At 54.4% G+C, this 15,151-nt stretch carries 29 protein-coding genes; all 29 read right to left on the bottom strand.

Going from position 1 to position 15,151, the window contains the following annotated elements:
• Positions 1–98 precede the first annotated feature (98 nt).
• Positions 99–485, bottom strand: coding sequence for a 50S ribosomal protein L17 (rplQ, locus tag FQ185_RS27375; RefSeq protein ID WP_008145500.1), 387 nt, complete (start codon positions 483–485; stop codon positions 99–101).
• Positions 486–527: 42 nt separating this feature from the next.
• The gene (gene rpoA, locus FQ185_RS27370; protein WP_003186012.1) at positions 528–1,529 is read right to left on the bottom strand and encodes a DNA-directed RNA polymerase subunit alpha; all 1,002 of its coding nucleotides are present in this window, start codon (positions 1,527–1,529) and stop codon (positions 528–530) included.
• 22 nt (positions 1,530–1,551) lie between these two features.
• Positions 1,552–2,172, bottom strand: a complete 621-nt coding sequence (rpsD, locus tag FQ185_RS27365; RefSeq protein WP_003210056.1) for a 30S ribosomal protein S4 — start codon at positions 2,170–2,172, stop codon at positions 1,552–1,554.
• Positions 2,173–2,190: 18 nt separating this feature from the next.
• A complete protein-coding gene (gene rpsK, locus FQ185_RS27360) occupies positions 2,191–2,580 on the bottom strand; it encodes a 30S ribosomal protein S11 (protein ID WP_002555466.1) in 390 nt (129 codons plus the stop codon).
• 30 nt (positions 2,581–2,610) lie between these two features.
• Positions 2,611–2,967, bottom strand: a complete 357-nt coding sequence (gene rpsM / locus FQ185_RS27355) for a 30S ribosomal protein S13 (RefSeq protein ID WP_003186020.1) — start codon at positions 2,965–2,967, stop codon at positions 2,611–2,613.
• Between the two features lie 130 nt (positions 2,968–3,097).
• On the bottom strand, positions 3,098–3,214 hold the full coding sequence (gene rpmJ / locus FQ185_RS27350) for a 50S ribosomal protein L36 (protein ID WP_002555468.1): 117 nt from the start codon (positions 3,212–3,214) through the stop codon (positions 3,098–3,100).
• A 27-nt stretch (positions 3,215–3,241) separates the two neighbouring features.
• Positions 3,242–4,570, bottom strand: a complete 1,329-nt coding sequence (gene secY / locus FQ185_RS27345; protein ID WP_007896784.1) for a preprotein translocase subunit SecY — start codon at positions 4,568–4,570, stop codon at positions 3,242–3,244.
• Positions 4,571–5,008 carry a 50S ribosomal protein L15 gene (gene rplO, locus FQ185_RS27340; protein ID WP_007896782.1) on the bottom strand — a complete coding sequence of 146 codons (438 nt, stop codon included), beginning with the start codon at positions 5,006–5,008 and terminating at the stop codon, positions 4,571–4,573.
• Between the two features lie 3 nt (positions 5,009–5,011).
• Positions 5,012–5,188, bottom strand: a complete 177-nt coding sequence (gene rpmD, locus FQ185_RS27335; RefSeq protein ID WP_003186033.1) for a 50S ribosomal protein L30 — start codon at positions 5,186–5,188, stop codon at positions 5,012–5,014.
• Positions 5,189–5,190: 2 nt separating this feature from the next.
• Positions 5,191–5,691 (bottom strand): 30S ribosomal protein S5, encoded by a 501-nt coding sequence (gene rpsE, locus FQ185_RS27330; protein ID WP_007943782.1) that lies wholly within the window; start codon positions 5,689–5,691, stop codon positions 5,191–5,193.
• Positions 5,692–5,694: 3 nt separating this feature from the next.
• A complete protein-coding gene (gene rplR, locus FQ185_RS27325) occupies positions 5,695–6,045 on the bottom strand; it encodes a 50S ribosomal protein L18 (RefSeq protein ID WP_003186037.1) in 351 nt (116 codons plus the stop codon).
• 10 nt (positions 6,046–6,055) lie between these two features.
• Complete coding sequence (gene rplF, locus FQ185_RS27320; RefSeq protein WP_007896774.1) at positions 6,056–6,589, bottom strand: 50S ribosomal protein L6; 534 nt, start codon at positions 6,587–6,589, stop codon at positions 6,056–6,058.
• Between the two features lie 12 nt (positions 6,590–6,601).
• Positions 6,602–6,994 carry a 30S ribosomal protein S8 gene (gene rpsH, locus FQ185_RS27315; protein ID WP_003186040.1) on the bottom strand — a complete coding sequence of 131 codons (393 nt, stop codon included), beginning with the start codon at positions 6,992–6,994 and terminating at the stop codon, positions 6,602–6,604.
• Positions 6,995–7,202: 208 nt separating this feature from the next.
• A complete protein-coding gene (gene rpsN / locus FQ185_RS27310) occupies positions 7,203–7,508 on the bottom strand; it encodes a 30S ribosomal protein S14 (protein ID WP_003176414.1) in 306 nt (101 codons plus the stop codon).
• 13 nt (positions 7,509–7,521) lie between these two features.
• The gene (gene rplE / locus FQ185_RS27305; RefSeq protein WP_003176415.1) at positions 7,522–8,061 is read right to left on the bottom strand and encodes a 50S ribosomal protein L5; all 540 of its coding nucleotides are present in this window, start codon (positions 8,059–8,061) and stop codon (positions 7,522–7,524) included.
• Positions 8,062–8,081: 20 nt separating this feature from the next.
• Entirely contained in the window at positions 8,082–8,396 is a 315-nt protein-coding gene (gene rplX, locus FQ185_RS27300) for a 50S ribosomal protein L24 (RefSeq protein ID WP_033059465.1), read from the bottom strand.
• Between the two features lie 11 nt (positions 8,397–8,407).
• Complete coding sequence (rplN, locus tag FQ185_RS27295; RefSeq protein WP_002555479.1) at positions 8,408–8,776, bottom strand: 50S ribosomal protein L14; 369 nt, start codon at positions 8,774–8,776, stop codon at positions 8,408–8,410.
• A 23-nt stretch (positions 8,777–8,799) separates the two neighbouring features.
• On the bottom strand, positions 8,800–9,066 hold the full coding sequence (rpsQ, locus tag FQ185_RS27290) for a 30S ribosomal protein S17 (RefSeq protein WP_003176419.1): 267 nt from the start codon (positions 9,064–9,066) through the stop codon (positions 8,800–8,802).
• A 2-nt stretch (positions 9,067–9,068) separates the two neighbouring features.
• Positions 9,069–9,260: a 50S ribosomal protein L29 gene (gene rpmC, locus FQ185_RS27285; RefSeq protein WP_008030901.1), complete on the bottom strand. Its 192-nt coding sequence runs from the start codon at positions 9,258–9,260 to the stop codon at positions 9,069–9,071.
• Complete coding sequence (gene rplP / locus FQ185_RS27280; RefSeq protein WP_008145497.1) at positions 9,260–9,673, bottom strand: 50S ribosomal protein L16; 414 nt, start codon at positions 9,671–9,673, stop codon at positions 9,260–9,262. The genes rpmC and rplP overlap by 1 nt, the downstream gene beginning before the upstream one ends.
• Positions 9,674–9,685: 12 nt before the next feature.
• Complete coding sequence (rpsC, locus tag FQ185_RS27275) at positions 9,686–10,372, bottom strand: 30S ribosomal protein S3 (RefSeq protein ID WP_003176422.1); 687 nt, start codon at positions 10,370–10,372, stop codon at positions 9,686–9,688.
• A 13-nt stretch (positions 10,373–10,385) separates the two neighbouring features.
• The gene (rplV, locus tag FQ185_RS27270; RefSeq protein ID WP_003103908.1) at positions 10,386–10,718 is read right to left on the bottom strand and encodes a 50S ribosomal protein L22; all 333 of its coding nucleotides are present in this window, start codon (positions 10,716–10,718) and stop codon (positions 10,386–10,388) included.
• Positions 10,719–10,731: 13 nt separating this feature from the next.
• On the bottom strand, positions 10,732–11,007 hold the full coding sequence (rpsS, locus tag FQ185_RS27265) for a 30S ribosomal protein S19 (RefSeq protein ID WP_002555486.1): 276 nt from the start codon (positions 11,005–11,007) through the stop codon (positions 10,732–10,734).
• Between the two features lie 16 nt (positions 11,008–11,023).
• Complete coding sequence (rplB, locus tag FQ185_RS27260; RefSeq protein WP_003176423.1) at positions 11,024–11,848, bottom strand: 50S ribosomal protein L2; 825 nt, start codon at positions 11,846–11,848, stop codon at positions 11,024–11,026.
• 14 nt (positions 11,849–11,862) lie between these two features.
• Positions 11,863–12,162: a 50S ribosomal protein L23 gene (rplW, locus tag FQ185_RS27255; RefSeq protein ID WP_002555488.1), complete on the bottom strand. Its 300-nt coding sequence runs from the start codon at positions 12,160–12,162 to the stop codon at positions 11,863–11,865.
• On the bottom strand, positions 12,159–12,761 hold the full coding sequence (gene rplD / locus FQ185_RS27250) for a 50S ribosomal protein L4 (RefSeq protein WP_007896707.1): 603 nt from the start codon (positions 12,759–12,761) through the stop codon (positions 12,159–12,161). The genes rplW and rplD overlap by 4 nt, the downstream gene beginning before the upstream one ends.
• A 12-nt stretch (positions 12,762–12,773) precedes the next feature.
• Positions 12,774–13,409: a 50S ribosomal protein L3 gene (rplC, locus tag FQ185_RS27245; protein WP_003186059.1), complete on the bottom strand. Its 636-nt coding sequence runs from the start codon at positions 13,407–13,409 to the stop codon at positions 12,774–12,776.
• A gap of 80 nt (positions 13,410–13,489) precedes the next feature.
• Positions 13,490–13,801, bottom strand: coding sequence for a 30S ribosomal protein S10 (gene rpsJ, locus FQ185_RS27240; protein ID WP_003186070.1), 312 nt, complete (start codon positions 13,799–13,801; stop codon positions 13,490–13,492).
• Positions 13,802–13,942: 141 nt separating this feature from the next.
• The gene (gene tuf / locus FQ185_RS27235) at positions 13,943–15,136 is read right to left on the bottom strand and encodes an elongation factor Tu (protein WP_008145495.1); all 1,194 of its coding nucleotides are present in this window, start codon (positions 15,134–15,136) and stop codon (positions 13,943–13,945) included.
• Positions 15,137–15,151 lie beyond the last annotated feature (15 nt).

The raw sequence follows: 15,151 nt of genomic DNA, 5'->3' as shown, positions 1-15,151 counted from the left end.
TTTTGGTAACCGATAGTAATAACCAATAAAGGAAAGGCTTTTCGAGCGCGCACAAAAAACCGGGCACTAGGCCCGGTTCTTCGTTTCAGACTGACGTCTTACTCAGCGGATACAGCTTCACCACCGGCAGGACGATCAACCAACTCGACGTACGCCATAGGCGCGTTGTCGCCAGTGCGGAAACCGCACTTGAGGATGCGCAGGTAGCCACCCTCACGGGTAGCGTAACGCTTGCCCAGGTCGTTGAAGAGCTTACCAACGATAGCTTTCGAACGAGTACGGTCGAAAGCCAGACGGCGGTTAGCCAGGCTGTCTGTCTTGGCCAAAGTGATCAGCGGCTCAGCAACGCGACGCAGTTCTTTAGCTTTCGGCAGTGTAGTTTTGATCAGCTCGTGCTCGAACAGCGACACTGCCATGTTTTGAAACATGGCCTTGCGGTGCGAGCTAGTGCGGCTCAGGTGACGACCACTTTTACGATGACGCATGGTTCATTCCTTACCAAACACAACGTTCGGTGATTACGACGATCAGGCAGTCGCCTTGTCGTCCTTCTTAAGACTTGCAGGCGGCCAGTTGTCGAGGCGCATGCCGAGGGACAGACCGCGGGAGGCCAGAACGTCCTTGATTTCAGTCAAGGATTTCTTGCCAAGGTTCGGAGTCTTCAACAGCTCTACTTCGGTACGCTGAATCAGGTCACCGATGTAGTAGATGTTTTCCGCCTTAAGGCAGTTAGCCGAACGTACAGTCAGTTCCAGATCGTCAACCGGGCGAAGCAGGATCGGATCGATCTCGTCTTCCTGCTCGACAACCACTGGCTCACTGTCACCTTTGAGGTCGACGAACGCAGCCAACTGCTGTTGCAGAATGGTTGCAGCACGGCGAATAGCCTCTTCAGGATCCAGGGTACCGTTGGTTTCCAGATCAATAACCAGCTTGTCCAGGTTAGTGCGCTGCTCGACACGGGCGTTTTCCACCACGTATGCGATACGGCGAACCGGGCTGAACGAAGAGTCAAGCTGCAAGCGACCGATGCTGCGGCTTTCGTCTTCATCGCTCTGACGCGAGTCTGCCGGTTCATAACCACGACCACGAGCTACGGTGAGCTTCATGTTCAGGGCGCCGTTAGACGCCAGGTTAGCGATTACGTGATCGGGGTTAACGATCTCGACATCATGATCCAGCTGAATATCGGCAGCGGTAACCACCCCCGAACCCTTCTTCGACAAGGTCAGCGTAACTTCGTCACGACCGTGCAGCTTGATAGCCAGACCTTTAAGGTTCAACAGGATTTCAATTACGTCTTCCTGTACGCCTTCGATGGCGCTGTACTCATGGAGTACACCGTCAATCTCGGCCTCGACTACTGCACAGCCGGGCATTGAGGACAACAGGATGCGGCGCAGCGCGTTGCCCAGGGTGTGGCCAAAACCACGCTCGAGAGGCTCGAGAGTGATCTTGGCGCGGGTTGGACTGACAACCTGCACATCAATATGGCGGGGTGTCAGGAACTCATTTACCGAAATCTGCATGGATGCACCTATTTTCTAGCCCTTACTTGGAGTAGAGCTCGACAATCAGGCTTTCGTTGATGTCGGCGGACAGATCACTGCGAGCTGGAACGTTCTTGAAAACGCCCGACTTCTTCTCAGTGTCTACTTCTACCCATTCTACGCGGCCACGTTGGGCACACAGATCGAGAGCTTGGACAATGCGAAGTTGGTTCTTTGCTTTCTCGCGAATCGCGACCACGTCACCAGCACGAACCTGGTAGGACGGAACGTTTACGGTCTGACCGTTAACGCTGACGGATTTGTGCGATACCAGCTGACGGGATTCGGCACGAGTAGAGCCAAAACCCATACGGTATACAACGTTGTCCAGACGGCATTCGAGCAGTTGCAGCAGGTTTTCACCGGTTGCACCTTTCTTGCCAGCAGCTTCTTTGTAGTAGCCGCTGAATTGACGCTCGAGAACGCCGTAGATACGACGGACCTTCTGCTTTTCACGCAGTTGGGTGCCGTAATCGGACTGGCGACCGCGGCGTTGGCCGTGGATACCAGGTGCTGCTTCGATGTTGCACTTCGATTCGATCGCGCGCACGCCGCTCTTCAGAAAGAGATCGGTGCCTTCGCGACGAGCGAGTTTGCATTTTGGACCAATGTAACGAGCCATTCTTTACAATCTCCTGGATTACACGCGGCGCTTCTTCGGCGGACGGCACCCGTTGTGCGGGATTGGCGTCACGTCGGTGATGCTGGCGATCTTGTAGCCACAGCCGTTCAAAGCGCGGACTGCAGATTCACGACCTGGGCCTGGACCTTTGACGTTAACGTCGAGGTTTTTCAGGCCGTATTCCAGCGCAGCTTGACCAGCACGTTCAGCAGCTACTTGAGCAGCAAACGGGGTGGACTTGCGGGAACCGCGGAAACCCGAACCACCGGAGGTAGCCCAGGAAAGAGCGTTACCTTGACGGTCGGTGATGGTCACGATTGTGTTGTTAAAAGACGCGTGGATGTGGGCGATGCCATCAACCACTGTCTTTTTGACTTTTTTACGAGGACGAGCAGCAGGTTTAGCCATGATTAATTTCCTGTCGATTCGCTGGGGCGATTACTTGCGGATCGGCTTACGCGGACCTTTACGGGTACGCGCGTTAGTCTTGGTACGCTGACCGCGCACTGGAAGACCACGACGATGACGCAGACCGCGATAGCAACCGAGGTCCATCAAACGCTTGATTTTCATGTTGATTTCGCGACGCAGGTCACCTTCAGTGGTGAACTTCGCCACTTCGCCACGCAGCTGTTCAATCTGCTCGTCGCTCAGATCTTTGATCTTTGCTGCTGGGTTTACCCCAGTCACCGCACAGATCTTCTGTGCAGTAGTGCGACCAACACCATAGATGTAGGTCAGCGAGATAACAGTATGCTTGTTATCTGGAATGTTAACGCCTGCAATACGGGCCATTCAGTGGGACTCCAATTGACAGCTACCTACGCCCCGGAAGCCAAGAAATAGGGCGCGAGATAATATCGCTGTAATAACAAATAATCAACCCGGTAGCGCACTAGCTACCGGGCTTGAAGCACAATCACACTCAGCCTTGGCGCTGTTTGTGACGCGGTTCCGCGCTGCAAATTACTCGAACAACACCTTCGCGGCGAATAATCTTGCAGTTACGGCACAGCTTTTTCACCGATGCACGAACTTTCATCACCAACTCCTCGAACCTTATGGGTACTCAGCGCAACATGCCGCTGCCGTAACCCTTCAGGTTGGCTTTCTTCATCAGGGATTCGTACTGGTGCGAAACGAGGTGTGATTGTACTTGGGACATGAAGTCCATCACAACCACGACGACGATCAGCAACGAGGTCCCGCCAAGGTAGAACGGAACGTTTGCCGCAACCACCAGGAATTGGGGCAACAGACACACGGCCGTCATATATAGAGCACCGAACAGGGTCAAACGAGTCAGAACGCCATCAATGTAGCGCGCAGACTGCTCGCCTGGACGGATGCCCGGAATAAAGGCACCGGACTTCTTCAGGTTTTCCGCTACGTCTTTCGGATTGAACATCAACGCCGTATAGAAGAAGCAGAAGAAAATAATCCCTGCACTAAACAGCAGAATATTCAACGGCTGACCAGGAGCGATCGACTGCGAGATGTCCTGCAGCCAGCCCATACCTTCAGACTGACCAAACCAGGTACCCAACGAAGCCGGGAACAGCAAAATGCTGCTCGCGAAAATGGCCGGAATAACACCGGCCATGTTCACCTTCAGCGGCAAGTGGCTAGTCTGCGCGGCGAAGACCTTGCGGCCCTGCTGACGCTTGGCGTAATGAACAGCAATACGACGCTGACCACGCTCAATGAACACCACAAAACCGATAATCGCTACTGCCAGCAAACCGATGGCAACCAGGGCGAAGATGTTGATATCCCCCTGACGCGCAGACTCGAAAGACTGCCCGATCGCTCTCGGAAGACCGGCGACGATACCTGCGAAAATCAACATCGAGATACCGTTGCCAACACCACGCTCAGTAATCTGCTCACCCAGCCACATCATGAACATCGCACCAGCCACAAAAGTGGATACCGCGACGAAATGGAAGCCAAAGTCACCAGTGAACGCAACGCCCTGCCCCGCCAGACCAATGGACATGCCAATTGCCTGAACGAGAGCGAGGACGACGGTGCCGTAGCGGGTGTACTGAGCAATCTTGCGACGCCCAGCTTCACCTTCCTTCTTCAACTGCTCCAGTTGCGGGCTGACGGCGGTCATCAACTGCATGATGATCGATGCCGAAATGTACGGCATGATCCCCAGTGCAAAGATACTCATCCGCTCCAGCGCGCCGCCGGAAAACATGTTGAACAAGCTAAGAATGGTCCCCTCATTCTGTCGAAACAGGTCCGCGAGTCGGTCCGGGTTGATACCTGGAACCGGGATGTGTGCGCCTATTCGGTAGACGATAATCGCCAGGAACAGAAAACGCAGACGAGCCCAGAGTTCAGACATACCGCCTTTGCCGAGCGCAGAGAGAGCACCTTGCTTAGCCATTTATTCCTCGAACTTGCCGCCAGCTGCTTCGATAGCCGCACGCGCACCTTTGGTGGCGCCGATTCCCTTTCCGATGGTAACAGCGCGAGTAACTTCGCCGGACAGCATGATTTTCACACGCTGTACGTTGACGTTGATCACGTTGGCATCTTTCAGGGACTGCACGGTGACGATGTCGCCTTCCACTTTAGCCAGCTCGGACAAACGCACTTCTGCGCGATCCATGGCTTTCAGGGAAACGAAACCGAATTTCGGCAGGCGACGATGCAGCGGCTGTTGACCGCCTTCAAAGCCTGGAGCAATGGTGCCACCGGAGCGGGAGGATTGACCTTTGTGGCCACGGCCACCGGTCTTGCCCAAACCACTACCGATACCACGGCCCGGACGATGCTTTTCGCGACGGGAACCCGGCGCTGGACTCAGATCATTGAGTTTCATCGATTAACCCTCGACACGCAGCATGTAGTAAGCCTTGTTGATCATCCCGCGATTCTCGGGAGTATCAAGTACTTCTACAGTGTGACCGATGCGACGCAGACCCAGACCCTTAACGCACAGTTTGTGGTTAGGGATGCGGCCGGTCATGCTTTTGATCAGCGTAACTTTAACGGTAGCCATGATCAGAAGATCTCCTTGACGCTTTTGCCACGCTTGGCGGCAATGGACTCAGGAGACTGCATAGCTTTCAAACCTTTGAAAGTGGCGTGAACCACGTTTACCGGGTTAGTCGAGCCGTAGCACTTGGCCAGAACGTTCTGAACGCCAGCAACTTCGAGGACAGCACGCATAGCGCCGCCAGCGATGATACCGGTACCTTCAGATGCAGGCTGCATGTACACCTTCGAAGCGCCGTGACCGGACTTCATTGCGTACTGCAGAGTGGTGCCGTTCAGATCAACTTGGATCATGTTGCGGCGAGCAGCTTCCATTGCCTTCTGGATCGCAGCAGGCACTTCACGTGACTTGCCACGGCCGAAGCCAACACGCCCTTTACCATCACCAACCACGGTCAACGCGGTGAAAGTGAAGATACGGCCGCCTTTTACGGTTTTGGCTACGCGGTTAACTTGAACCAGCTTCTCAATGTAGCCTTCGTCGCGCTTTTGGTCGTTATTTGACATAACTTAGAACTCCAGCCCAGCTTCACGAGCAGCATCAGCCAGCGCCTTGACGCGGCCGTGGTACTTGAAGCCAGAGCGGTCGAAAGCCACCTGCGAGACGCCAGCGGCTTTAGCACGCGTAGCGACCAGCTGGCCAACCTTAGTGGCCGCGTCGATGTTGCCAGTGGCGCCATCACGCAGTTCTTTATCCAAAGTCGAGGCAGATGCCAGGACTTTGTTGCCGTCGGCCGAAATGACCTGGGCGTAGATGTGCTGCGACGAACGGAACACGCAGAGACGCACGACTTCGAGTTCGTGCATTTTCAGGCGTGCTTTGCGAGCGCGACGCAGTCGAGTAACTTTTTTGTCGGTCATTTGCTATGCCCTACTTCTTCTTGGCTTCTTTACGACGGACGACTTCGTCCGCGTAGCGCACACCTTTGCCTTTGTACGGCTCTGGTGGACGGAAGTCGCGGATCTCGGCGGCCACTTGACCTACTAGCTGCTTATCGATACCCCGAATCAGGATGTCGGTTTGGCTAGGAGTCTCAGCGGTGATGCCTTCCGGCAGTTCATAATCCACTGGGTGCGAGAAGCCAAGAGCCAGGTTCAGCACTGTGCCTTTTGCTTGCGCTTTGTAACCAACACCGACCAGCTGGAGCTTGCGCTCGAAGCCTTGGCTTACGCCTTGGACCATGTTGTTTACCAACGCACGAGTGGTACCAGCCATTGCGCGAGTTTGTTGATCGCCATTGCGAGCAGCGAAACGCAGCTCACCAGCTTCTTCAACGATCTCAACGGACGAATGGATGTTCAGTTCGAGAGTGCCCTTGGCACCCTTCACCGAAAGCTGTTGACCTGCGAATTTGACTTCGACACCGGCTGGCAGCTTAACGGGGTTCTTAGCGACGCGTGACATGCTTACCCCCCCTTAGAACACAGTGCAAAGAACTTCGCCGCCGACACCGGCAGCGCGCGCAGCACGATCCGTCATCACACCTTTGTTGGTGGAGACGATAGACACACCGAGACCGCCACGAACTTTTGGCAGATCATCGACGGACTTGTACTGACGCAGGCCTGGACGGCTAACGCGCTTCACTTCTTCGATGACCGGACGGCCTTCGAAGTACTTCAGCTCGATGGACAGCAGTGGTTTGATTTCGCTGCTGATCTGATAACCCGCAATGTAACCTTCGTCTTTCAGGACTTTGGCAACAGCTACCTTCAACGTGGAAGATGGCATGCTTACGACGGACTTTTCAGCCATCTGGGCATTACGGATACGAGTTAGCATGTCCGCTAACGGGTCCTGCATACTCATGGGCTAGACGCTCCTAATACAAAAAAATTAGCCTTGCGGCTACATATGTCACCGAGAATCTCCGAGCATAAAACACTCGGGCTCAGGCGAGCCGCGTATTTTAGACATACTCCGGAAATGAAACAAGCCCCAAAGGGGGCTTGTTCCAGATTCAAGGCCACCGGTGGTCAGTATCTTGCGATCCTGACCACCGAGACTTCGAAAGTACTTACCAGCTGGCTTTAACCAGACCTGGTACGTCACCACGCATTGCCGCTTCACGCAGTTTGTTACGGCCGAGGCCGAACTTGCGGTAAACGCCGTGTGGACGACCGGTCAGGCGGCAGCGGTTACGCATGCGCGAGGCGCTTGCGTCACGTGGCTGCTTCTGCAGAGCTACTGTAGCTTCCCAACGCGCTTCTGGACTTGCGTTCAGATCAACGATGATAGCTTTCAGTGCTGCACGCTTTTTGGCGTACTTGGCAACCGTGAGCTGACGCTTCAGCTCGCGGTTTTTCATGCTCATCTTGGCCATTTTCCTACTCCAATCAGTTGCGGAACGGGAATTTGAAAGCACGCAACAGGGCGCGACCTTCATCATCGTTCTTGGCAGTGGTGGTCAGGGTAATGTCCAGACCGCGGAGAGCATCGATCTTGTCGTAGTCGATTTCCGGGAAGATGATCTGCTCTTTAACGCCCATGCTGTAGTTACCACGACCATCGAAGGACTTGGCATTCAGGCCGCGGAAGTCGCGAACCCGAGGCAGGGAGATCGACAGCAGACGATCCAGGAACTCGTACATACGCTCACGGCGCAGGGTCACTTTGACGCCGATCGGCCAACCTTCACGGACTTTAAAGCCAGCGATGGATTTCCGAGCGTAAGTCACAACGACTTTCTGACCGGTGATCTTTTCCAGGTCAGCAACAGCGTGCTCGATGACTTTTTTGTCACCGACCGCTTCGCCCAGACCCATGTTCAGGGTGATTTTGGTAACGCGTGGAACTTCCATCACGTTCGAAAGCTTAAGTTCTTCCTTAAGCTTCGGTGCGATTTCCTTCCAGTAAATCTCTTTTAGTCGTGCCATGGTCTTCTACCTAGCAGTGTTCAAGCATCAACCGCTTTTTGGGTCGACTTGAAGACACGAATTTTCTTGCCGTCTTCTACTTTGAAACCAACGCGATCAGCCTTGTTGGTTTCGCCGTTGAAAATGGCAACGTTGGAAGCGTGCAATGGCGCTTCTTTCTCGACGATACCGCCTTGTACGCCCGACGCAGGGTTAGGCTTGGTATGACGCTTAACCAGGTTCAGACCACCTACGACCAGACGGTCGTCAGCGAGAACCTTAAGCACCTTACCGCGCTTACCTTTGTCTTTGCCGGCGATCACGATGATCTCGTCGTCACGACGAATCTTTTGCATGTCGGATCTCCTTACAGCACTTCTGGGGCGAGCGAGACGATCTTCATGAACTTCTCAGTACGAAGTTCACGGGTCACTGGCCCAAAGATACGGGTGCCGATCGGCTCTTGCTTGTTGTTCAGAAGAACAGCAGCGTTGCCATCAAAGCGGATAATGGAGCCATCAGCACGACGTACGCCGTGACGAGTGCGGACCACAACAGCAGTCATCACTTGGCCTTTTTTCACTTTACCGCGAGGAATTGCTTCCTTCACGGTAACTTTGATGATGTCACCGATACCAGCGTAACGACGATGGGAGCCACCCAGCACCTTGATGCACATAACGCGGCGAGCGCCGCTGTTATCGGCCACATCGAGCATGGATTGAGTCTGAATCATATAATTTCTCCGACCCCTAGTCCTTAGACTTCCACAGCGCGTTCGAGAACATCAACCAGCGCCCAAGACTTTGTCTTGGCCAAAGGACGAGTTTCACGAATAGTGACTTTGTCGCCGATGTGGCACTGATTGGTTTCGTCGTGCGCGTGCAGCTTAGTCGAACGCTTAACGTATTTACCGTAGATCGGGTGCTTAACGCGACGCTCGATCAGAACGGTGATGGTCTTGTCCATTTTGTCGCTGACAACACGGCCAGTCAGCGTACGGACGGTTTTTTCGGCTTCAGCCATGATTACTTACCTGCCTGCTGTTTGAGCACAGTCTTCACGCGAGCGATGTCACGCTTAACTTGCCGGAGCAGGTGAGACTGCCCCAACTGGCCAGTTGCTTTCTGCATGCGCAGATTGAACTGGTCGCGCAGCAGGCCGAGCAGTTGCTCGTTAAGCTGCGGCGCGTCTTTTTCACGAAGTTCGTTCGCTTTCATCACATCACCGTCCGTTTAACGAAGGCAGTGGCGAGCGGCAGCTTTGCAGCAGCCAAGGCAAAAGCCTCACGCGCCAGCTCTTCAGTAACACCCTCGATTTCATACAGGACTTTGCCTGGCTGAATCTGGGCAACCCAGTACTCCACACTACCCTTACCTTTACCCATCCGAACTTCGAGTGGCTTTTTGGAAATAGGCTTGTCCGGGAATACACGGATCCAGATCTTGCCGCCACGTTTAACGTGACGGGTCAGAGCACGACGCGCTGACTCGATCTGACGAGCGGTGAGACGACCACGAGCTACAGACTTCAGCGCGAACTCGCCGAAGCTGACTTTGCTACCGCGCTGAGCCAGACCACGGTTGTGGCCTGTCATCTGCTTGCGGAACTTCGTACGCTTTGGTTGCAACATTTGGCGTACCCCTTACTTAGCAGCTTTTTTACGAGGCGCTGGTGCTTGTGGTTTCAGCTCTTCTTGGCGACCACCAATTACTTCGCCTTTGAAGATCCAAACCTTTACACCGATCACACCGTAAGTGGTGTGAGCTTCGTAGTTGGCATAGTCGATGTCGGCACGCAGGGTGTGCAGTGGCACACGACCTTCGCGATACCATTCAGTACGTGCGATTTCAGCACCGCCGAGACGACCGCTCACTTGGATTTTGATGCCTTTGGCACCAATGCGCATGGCGTTCTGTACAGCGCGCTTCATAGCGCGACGGAACATTACGCGGCGCTCCAGCTGCTGAGCTACGCTCTGCGCAACCAACATACCGTCGAGTTCCGGCTTGCGGATTTCTTCGATATTGATGTGCACAGGCACACCCATTTGCTTGGTCAGGTCCTGACGCAGTTTCTCAACATCTTCACCTTTCTTCCCGATAACGATACCTGGACGAGCAGTGTGGATGGTGATACGTGCTGTTTGAGCCGGACGATGGATATCGATACGGCTTACGGACGCGCTTTTTAGTTTGTCTTGGAGATACTCACGCACCTTCAGATCAGCGAACAAATAGTCCGCATAAGTCCGACCGTCTGCGTACCAGACGGAGGTGTGCTCCTTGACGATTCCCAGGCGAATGCCAATGGGATGTACTTTCTGACCCATCTCTTCGACTCCGTTACTTGTCAGCAACCTTGACAGTGATATGGCAAGACCGCTTGACGATGCGATCAGCACGGCCTTTGGCACGTGGCATGATTCGCTTCAGCGAACGCCCTTCGTTGACGAAAACGGTGCTGACTTTAAGGTCATCAACGTCTGCGCCTTCGTTATGCTCGGCGTTGGCTACGGCCGACTCCAGCACTTTCTTCATGATCTCGGCGGCTTTCTTACTGCTGAAAGCCAACAGGTTGAGCGCTTCGCCCACCTTCTTCCCGCGGATCTGGTCGGCGACCAAGCGGGCTTTCTGGGCGGAGATTCGAGCGCCCGACAACTTAGCGGCTACTTCCATCGTTCCTTACCCCTTAACGCTTGGCTTTCTTGTCTGCCACGTGCCCACGATATGTGCGGGTACCGGCAAACTCGCCTAGTTTGTGGCCGACCATGTCTTCGTTCACGAGAACTGGAACATGTTGACGACCGTTATGCACTGCAATGGTCAAACCGACCATTTGTGGCAGGATCATCGAACGACGCGACCAGGTTTTAACTGGTTTGCGATCGTTCTTTTCCGCCGCCACTTCGATCTTCTTCAGTAGGTGAAGATCAATAAAAGGACCTTTTTTCAGAGAACGTGGCACTGTCGTATCCCTCTATTTACTTGCGACGACGGACGATCATTTTGTCGGTACGCTTATTACCACGAGTCTTCGCGCCCTTAGTCGGGAAGCCCCATGGCGATACCGGATGACGACCACCAGAGGTACGACCTTCACCACCACCATGTGGGTGGTCAACCGGGTTCATGGCAACACCACGAACGGTTGGGCGAACGCCACGCCAGCGTTTGGCACCAGCTTTACCCAGCGAACGCAGGCTGTGCTCGGAGTTCGAGACTTCACCCAGGGTCGCGCGGCATTCAGCCAGCACTTTACGCATCTCACCAGAACGCAGACGCAGGGTCACGTAGACACCTTCACGAGCGATCAGCTGAGCCGAAGCACCAGCGGAACGAGCGATTTGCGCGCCTTTACCTGGCTTCAATTCGATGCCGTGTACGGTGCTACCAACTGGAATGTTACGCAGTTGCAGAGCGTTGCCCGGCTTGATCGGCGCCAGAGCACCTGCGATCAGCTGGTCACCAGCACTCACGCCTTTAGGGGCGATGATGTAGCGACGCTCGCCATCTGCGTACAGCAGCAGAGCGATGTGAGCAGTACGGTTTGGATCGTATTCAATGCGCTCGACAGTGGCAGAGATGCCATCTTTGTCGTTGCGACGGAAATCGACCAGACGATAATGCTGCTTGTGGCCACCACCGATGTGACGAGTGGTAATACGACCATTGTTGTTACGACCACCAGTCTTCGATTTTTTCTCGAGCAGCGGTGCGTGAGGAGCGCCTTTATGCAGCTCCTGGTTGACCACCTTGACCACAAAACGGCGGCCAGGGGAAGTCGGTTTGCATTTAACGATTGCCATGATGCACCCCTTCCTTACTCAGCACTGCTGCTGAAATCGAGATCTTGGCCTGGCTGAAGGGAGATAACTGCCTTCTTCCAGTCATTACGCTTGCCCAGACCGCGAGCAGTGCGCTTGCTCTTACCCAGAACATTCAGGGTAGTAACACGCTCTACTTTCACGCTGAACAGGCTTTCGACGGCCTTCTTGATTTCCAGCTTGGTTGCGTCAGTTGCAACCTTGAAAACGAACTGGCCTTTCTTGTCAGCCAGAACCGTAGCCTTCTCGGAAACGTGCGGGCCAAGCAGAACTTTAAATACGCGTTCCTGGTTCATCCCAGCAGCTCCTCGAATTTCTTCACGGCCGACACGGTGATCAACACCTTGTCGTATGCGATCAGACTAACTGGATCGGAACCTTGCACGTCACGTACATCAACGTGTGGCAGGTTGCGAGCAGCCAGGTACAGGTTCTGATCAACCACTTCAGACACGATCAAGACGTCAGTCAGGCCCATGCCGGTCAGTTTGTTCAGCAGATCTTTGGTCTTCGGTGCATCAACAGCGAAGTCCTGAACCACAACCAGACGATCAGTACGCACCAGCTCAGCAAGGATGGAACGCATTGCTGCGCGATACATCTTCTTGTTCAGCTTTTGGGTGTGATCCTGAGGACGAGCTGCGAAAGTGGTACCGCCGCCACGCCAGATTGGGCTACGGATAGTACCGGCACGAGCACGGCCAGTACCTTTCTGACGCCATGGGCGCTTACCGCCACCACGAACGTCGGAACGGGTCTTTTGCTGCTTGCTACCTTGACGGCCGCCGGCCATGTAGGCCACGACTGCTTGGTGAACCAGCGTCTCGTTGAATTCGCCGCCAAATGTCAGTTCGGAAACTTCGATCGCTTGAGCGTCATTTACATTTAATTGCATGTCAGCTTCCCCTTAACCGCGAGCCTTGGCTGCTGGACGTACAACCAAGTTGCCGCCAGTAGCGCCAGGAACAGCACCCTTGACCAACAACAGATTGCGTTCAGCGTCCACGCGCACTACTTCGAGGGACTGCACGGTCACGCGCTCAGCGCCCATATGACCGGACATTTTTTTGCCCTTGAATACACGACCAGGAGTCTGGCACTGGCCGATAGAGCCTGGAACGCGGTGGGACACGGAGTTACCGTGGGTATTATCTTGCCCGCGGAAGTTCCAACGCTTGATCGTACCCTGGAAGCCTTTACCCTTGGACTGACCGGTTACATCAACCAGTTGACCAGCGGCGAAGATTTCAGCGTTGATCAGATCGCCGGCCTGGTACTCGCCTTCTTCAAGACGAAATTCCATTACGGTACGACCAGCGGCAACGTTCGCTTTAGCGAAGTGGCCAGCCTGAGCAGCTGTAACACGCGAAGCACGACGCTCGCCTACAGTGACTTGCACTGCACGATAGCCATCGGTCTCTTCAGTTTTGAACTGGGTGACGCGATTCGGCTCGATCTCAATGACCGTGACCGGAATGGAGACACCTTCTTCGGTGAAAATACGGGTCATACCGCATTTACGACCGACTACACCAATAGTCATGTTGTAAACCTCATGAGTGTACGGGGCTTTCACCCGCTATGGCCGCCCATTTCAGAGCGTTACACGACTAAGACCGAGTCTTAGCCGAGGCTGATCTGCACTTCCACACCGGCCGCAAGATCAAGCTTCATAAGAGCATCAACGGTTTTATCCGTTGGCTGGACGATGTCCAGAACGCGCTTATGAGTACGGATCTCGTACTGGTCACGCGCGTCTTTGTTGACGTGCGGGGAGACCAGAACGGTGAACCGCTCTTTACGGGTAGGCAGTGGAATTGGACCACGCACTTGAGCACCAGTACGTTTCGCGGTTTCCACGATTTCCTGGGTGGATTGGTCGATCAGGCGATGGTCAAAAGCCTTCAACCTGATACGGATTTGCTGATTTTGCATTGGATTTCAGACTCCGGCTGCTATTCCCAGCGAGCGCAATACGCCCGTTAAAAGGAGGCGCAATTCTATAGACGGGCTACCACAGTGTCAACCCAATAAAAAAGCCCCCGCTAGGCGGGGGCTTTTTCAAGTCATCACTTATTAAGCGATGATTTTGGCTACGACGCCAGCGCCGACGGTACGACCGCCTTCACGAATAGCGAAACGCAGACCATCTTCCATTGCGATGGTTTTGATCAGGGTGACAACCATTTTGATGTTGTCGCCCGGCATTACCATTTCAACGCCTTCCGGCAGTTCGCAGTTACCGGTCACGTCAGTGGTCCGGAAGTAGAACTGTGGACGGTAGCCTTTGAAGAACGGAGTGTGGCGACCGCCTTCTTCTTTGCTCAACACGTACACTTCGGCTTCGAAGGTAGTGTGCGGCTTAACCGAACCTGGCTTGACCAGAACCTGGCCACGCTCAACGTCGTCACGCTTGGTGCCGCGCAGCAGCACGCCGCAGTTCTCGCCAGCACGACCTTCGTCGAGCAGCTTACGGAACATTTCAACACCGGTGCAGGTGGTGACGGTAGTGTCACGCAGACCAACGATTTCCAGTGGATCCTGAACCTTGACGATACCGCGCTCGATACGACCAGTTACAACAGTACCGCGACCGGAGATCGAGAATACGTCTTCGATTGGCATCAGGAACGGCTTGTCGATAACACGGACTGGATCTGGGATGTAGCTGTCCAGAGTCTCAACCAGTTTACGAACGGCAGTGGTGCCCATTTCGTTGTCGTCTTGGCCGTTCAGAGCCATCAGAGCCGAACCGATGATGATCGGGGTGTCGTCGCCCGGGAAGTCGTAAGTGCTCAGCAGATCGCGCACTTCCATCTCAACCAGTTCCAGCAGTTCAGCGTCGTCAACCATGTCAGCCTTGTTCAGGAAGACAACGATGTACGGAACGCCAACCTGACGGGACAGCAGGATGTGCTCACGGGTTTGTGGCATCGGACCATCAGCGGCCGAGCAAACCAGAATAGCGCCGTCCATCTGAGCAGCACCGGTGATCATGTTCTTCACATAGTCAGCGTGACCTGGGCAGTCAACGTGAGCGTAGTGACGGATCAGCGAGTTGTATTCAACGTGCGCGGTGTTGATGGTGATACCACGAGCCTTTTCTTCTGGAGCGCTGTCGATTTTATCGAAAGCAACAACAGCCGAACCGAAAACTTCGGAGCAGACGCGAGTCAGAGCAGCGGTCAGCGTGGTTTTACCGTGGTCGACGTGACCGATGGTGCCAACGTTGACGTGCGGGAGGGTACGGTCAAATTTTTCTTTAGCCACGACAATTAACTCCTA

Source organism: Pseudomonas sp. ANT_H12B, from assembly GCF_008369325.1.
Lineage (GTDB): Bacteria > Pseudomonadota > Gammaproteobacteria > Pseudomonadales > Pseudomonadaceae > Aquipseudomonas.
The sequence above is the reverse complement of the archived record's forward strand: the minus strand, read 5'-3'. Positions and strand labels throughout refer to the sequence as shown.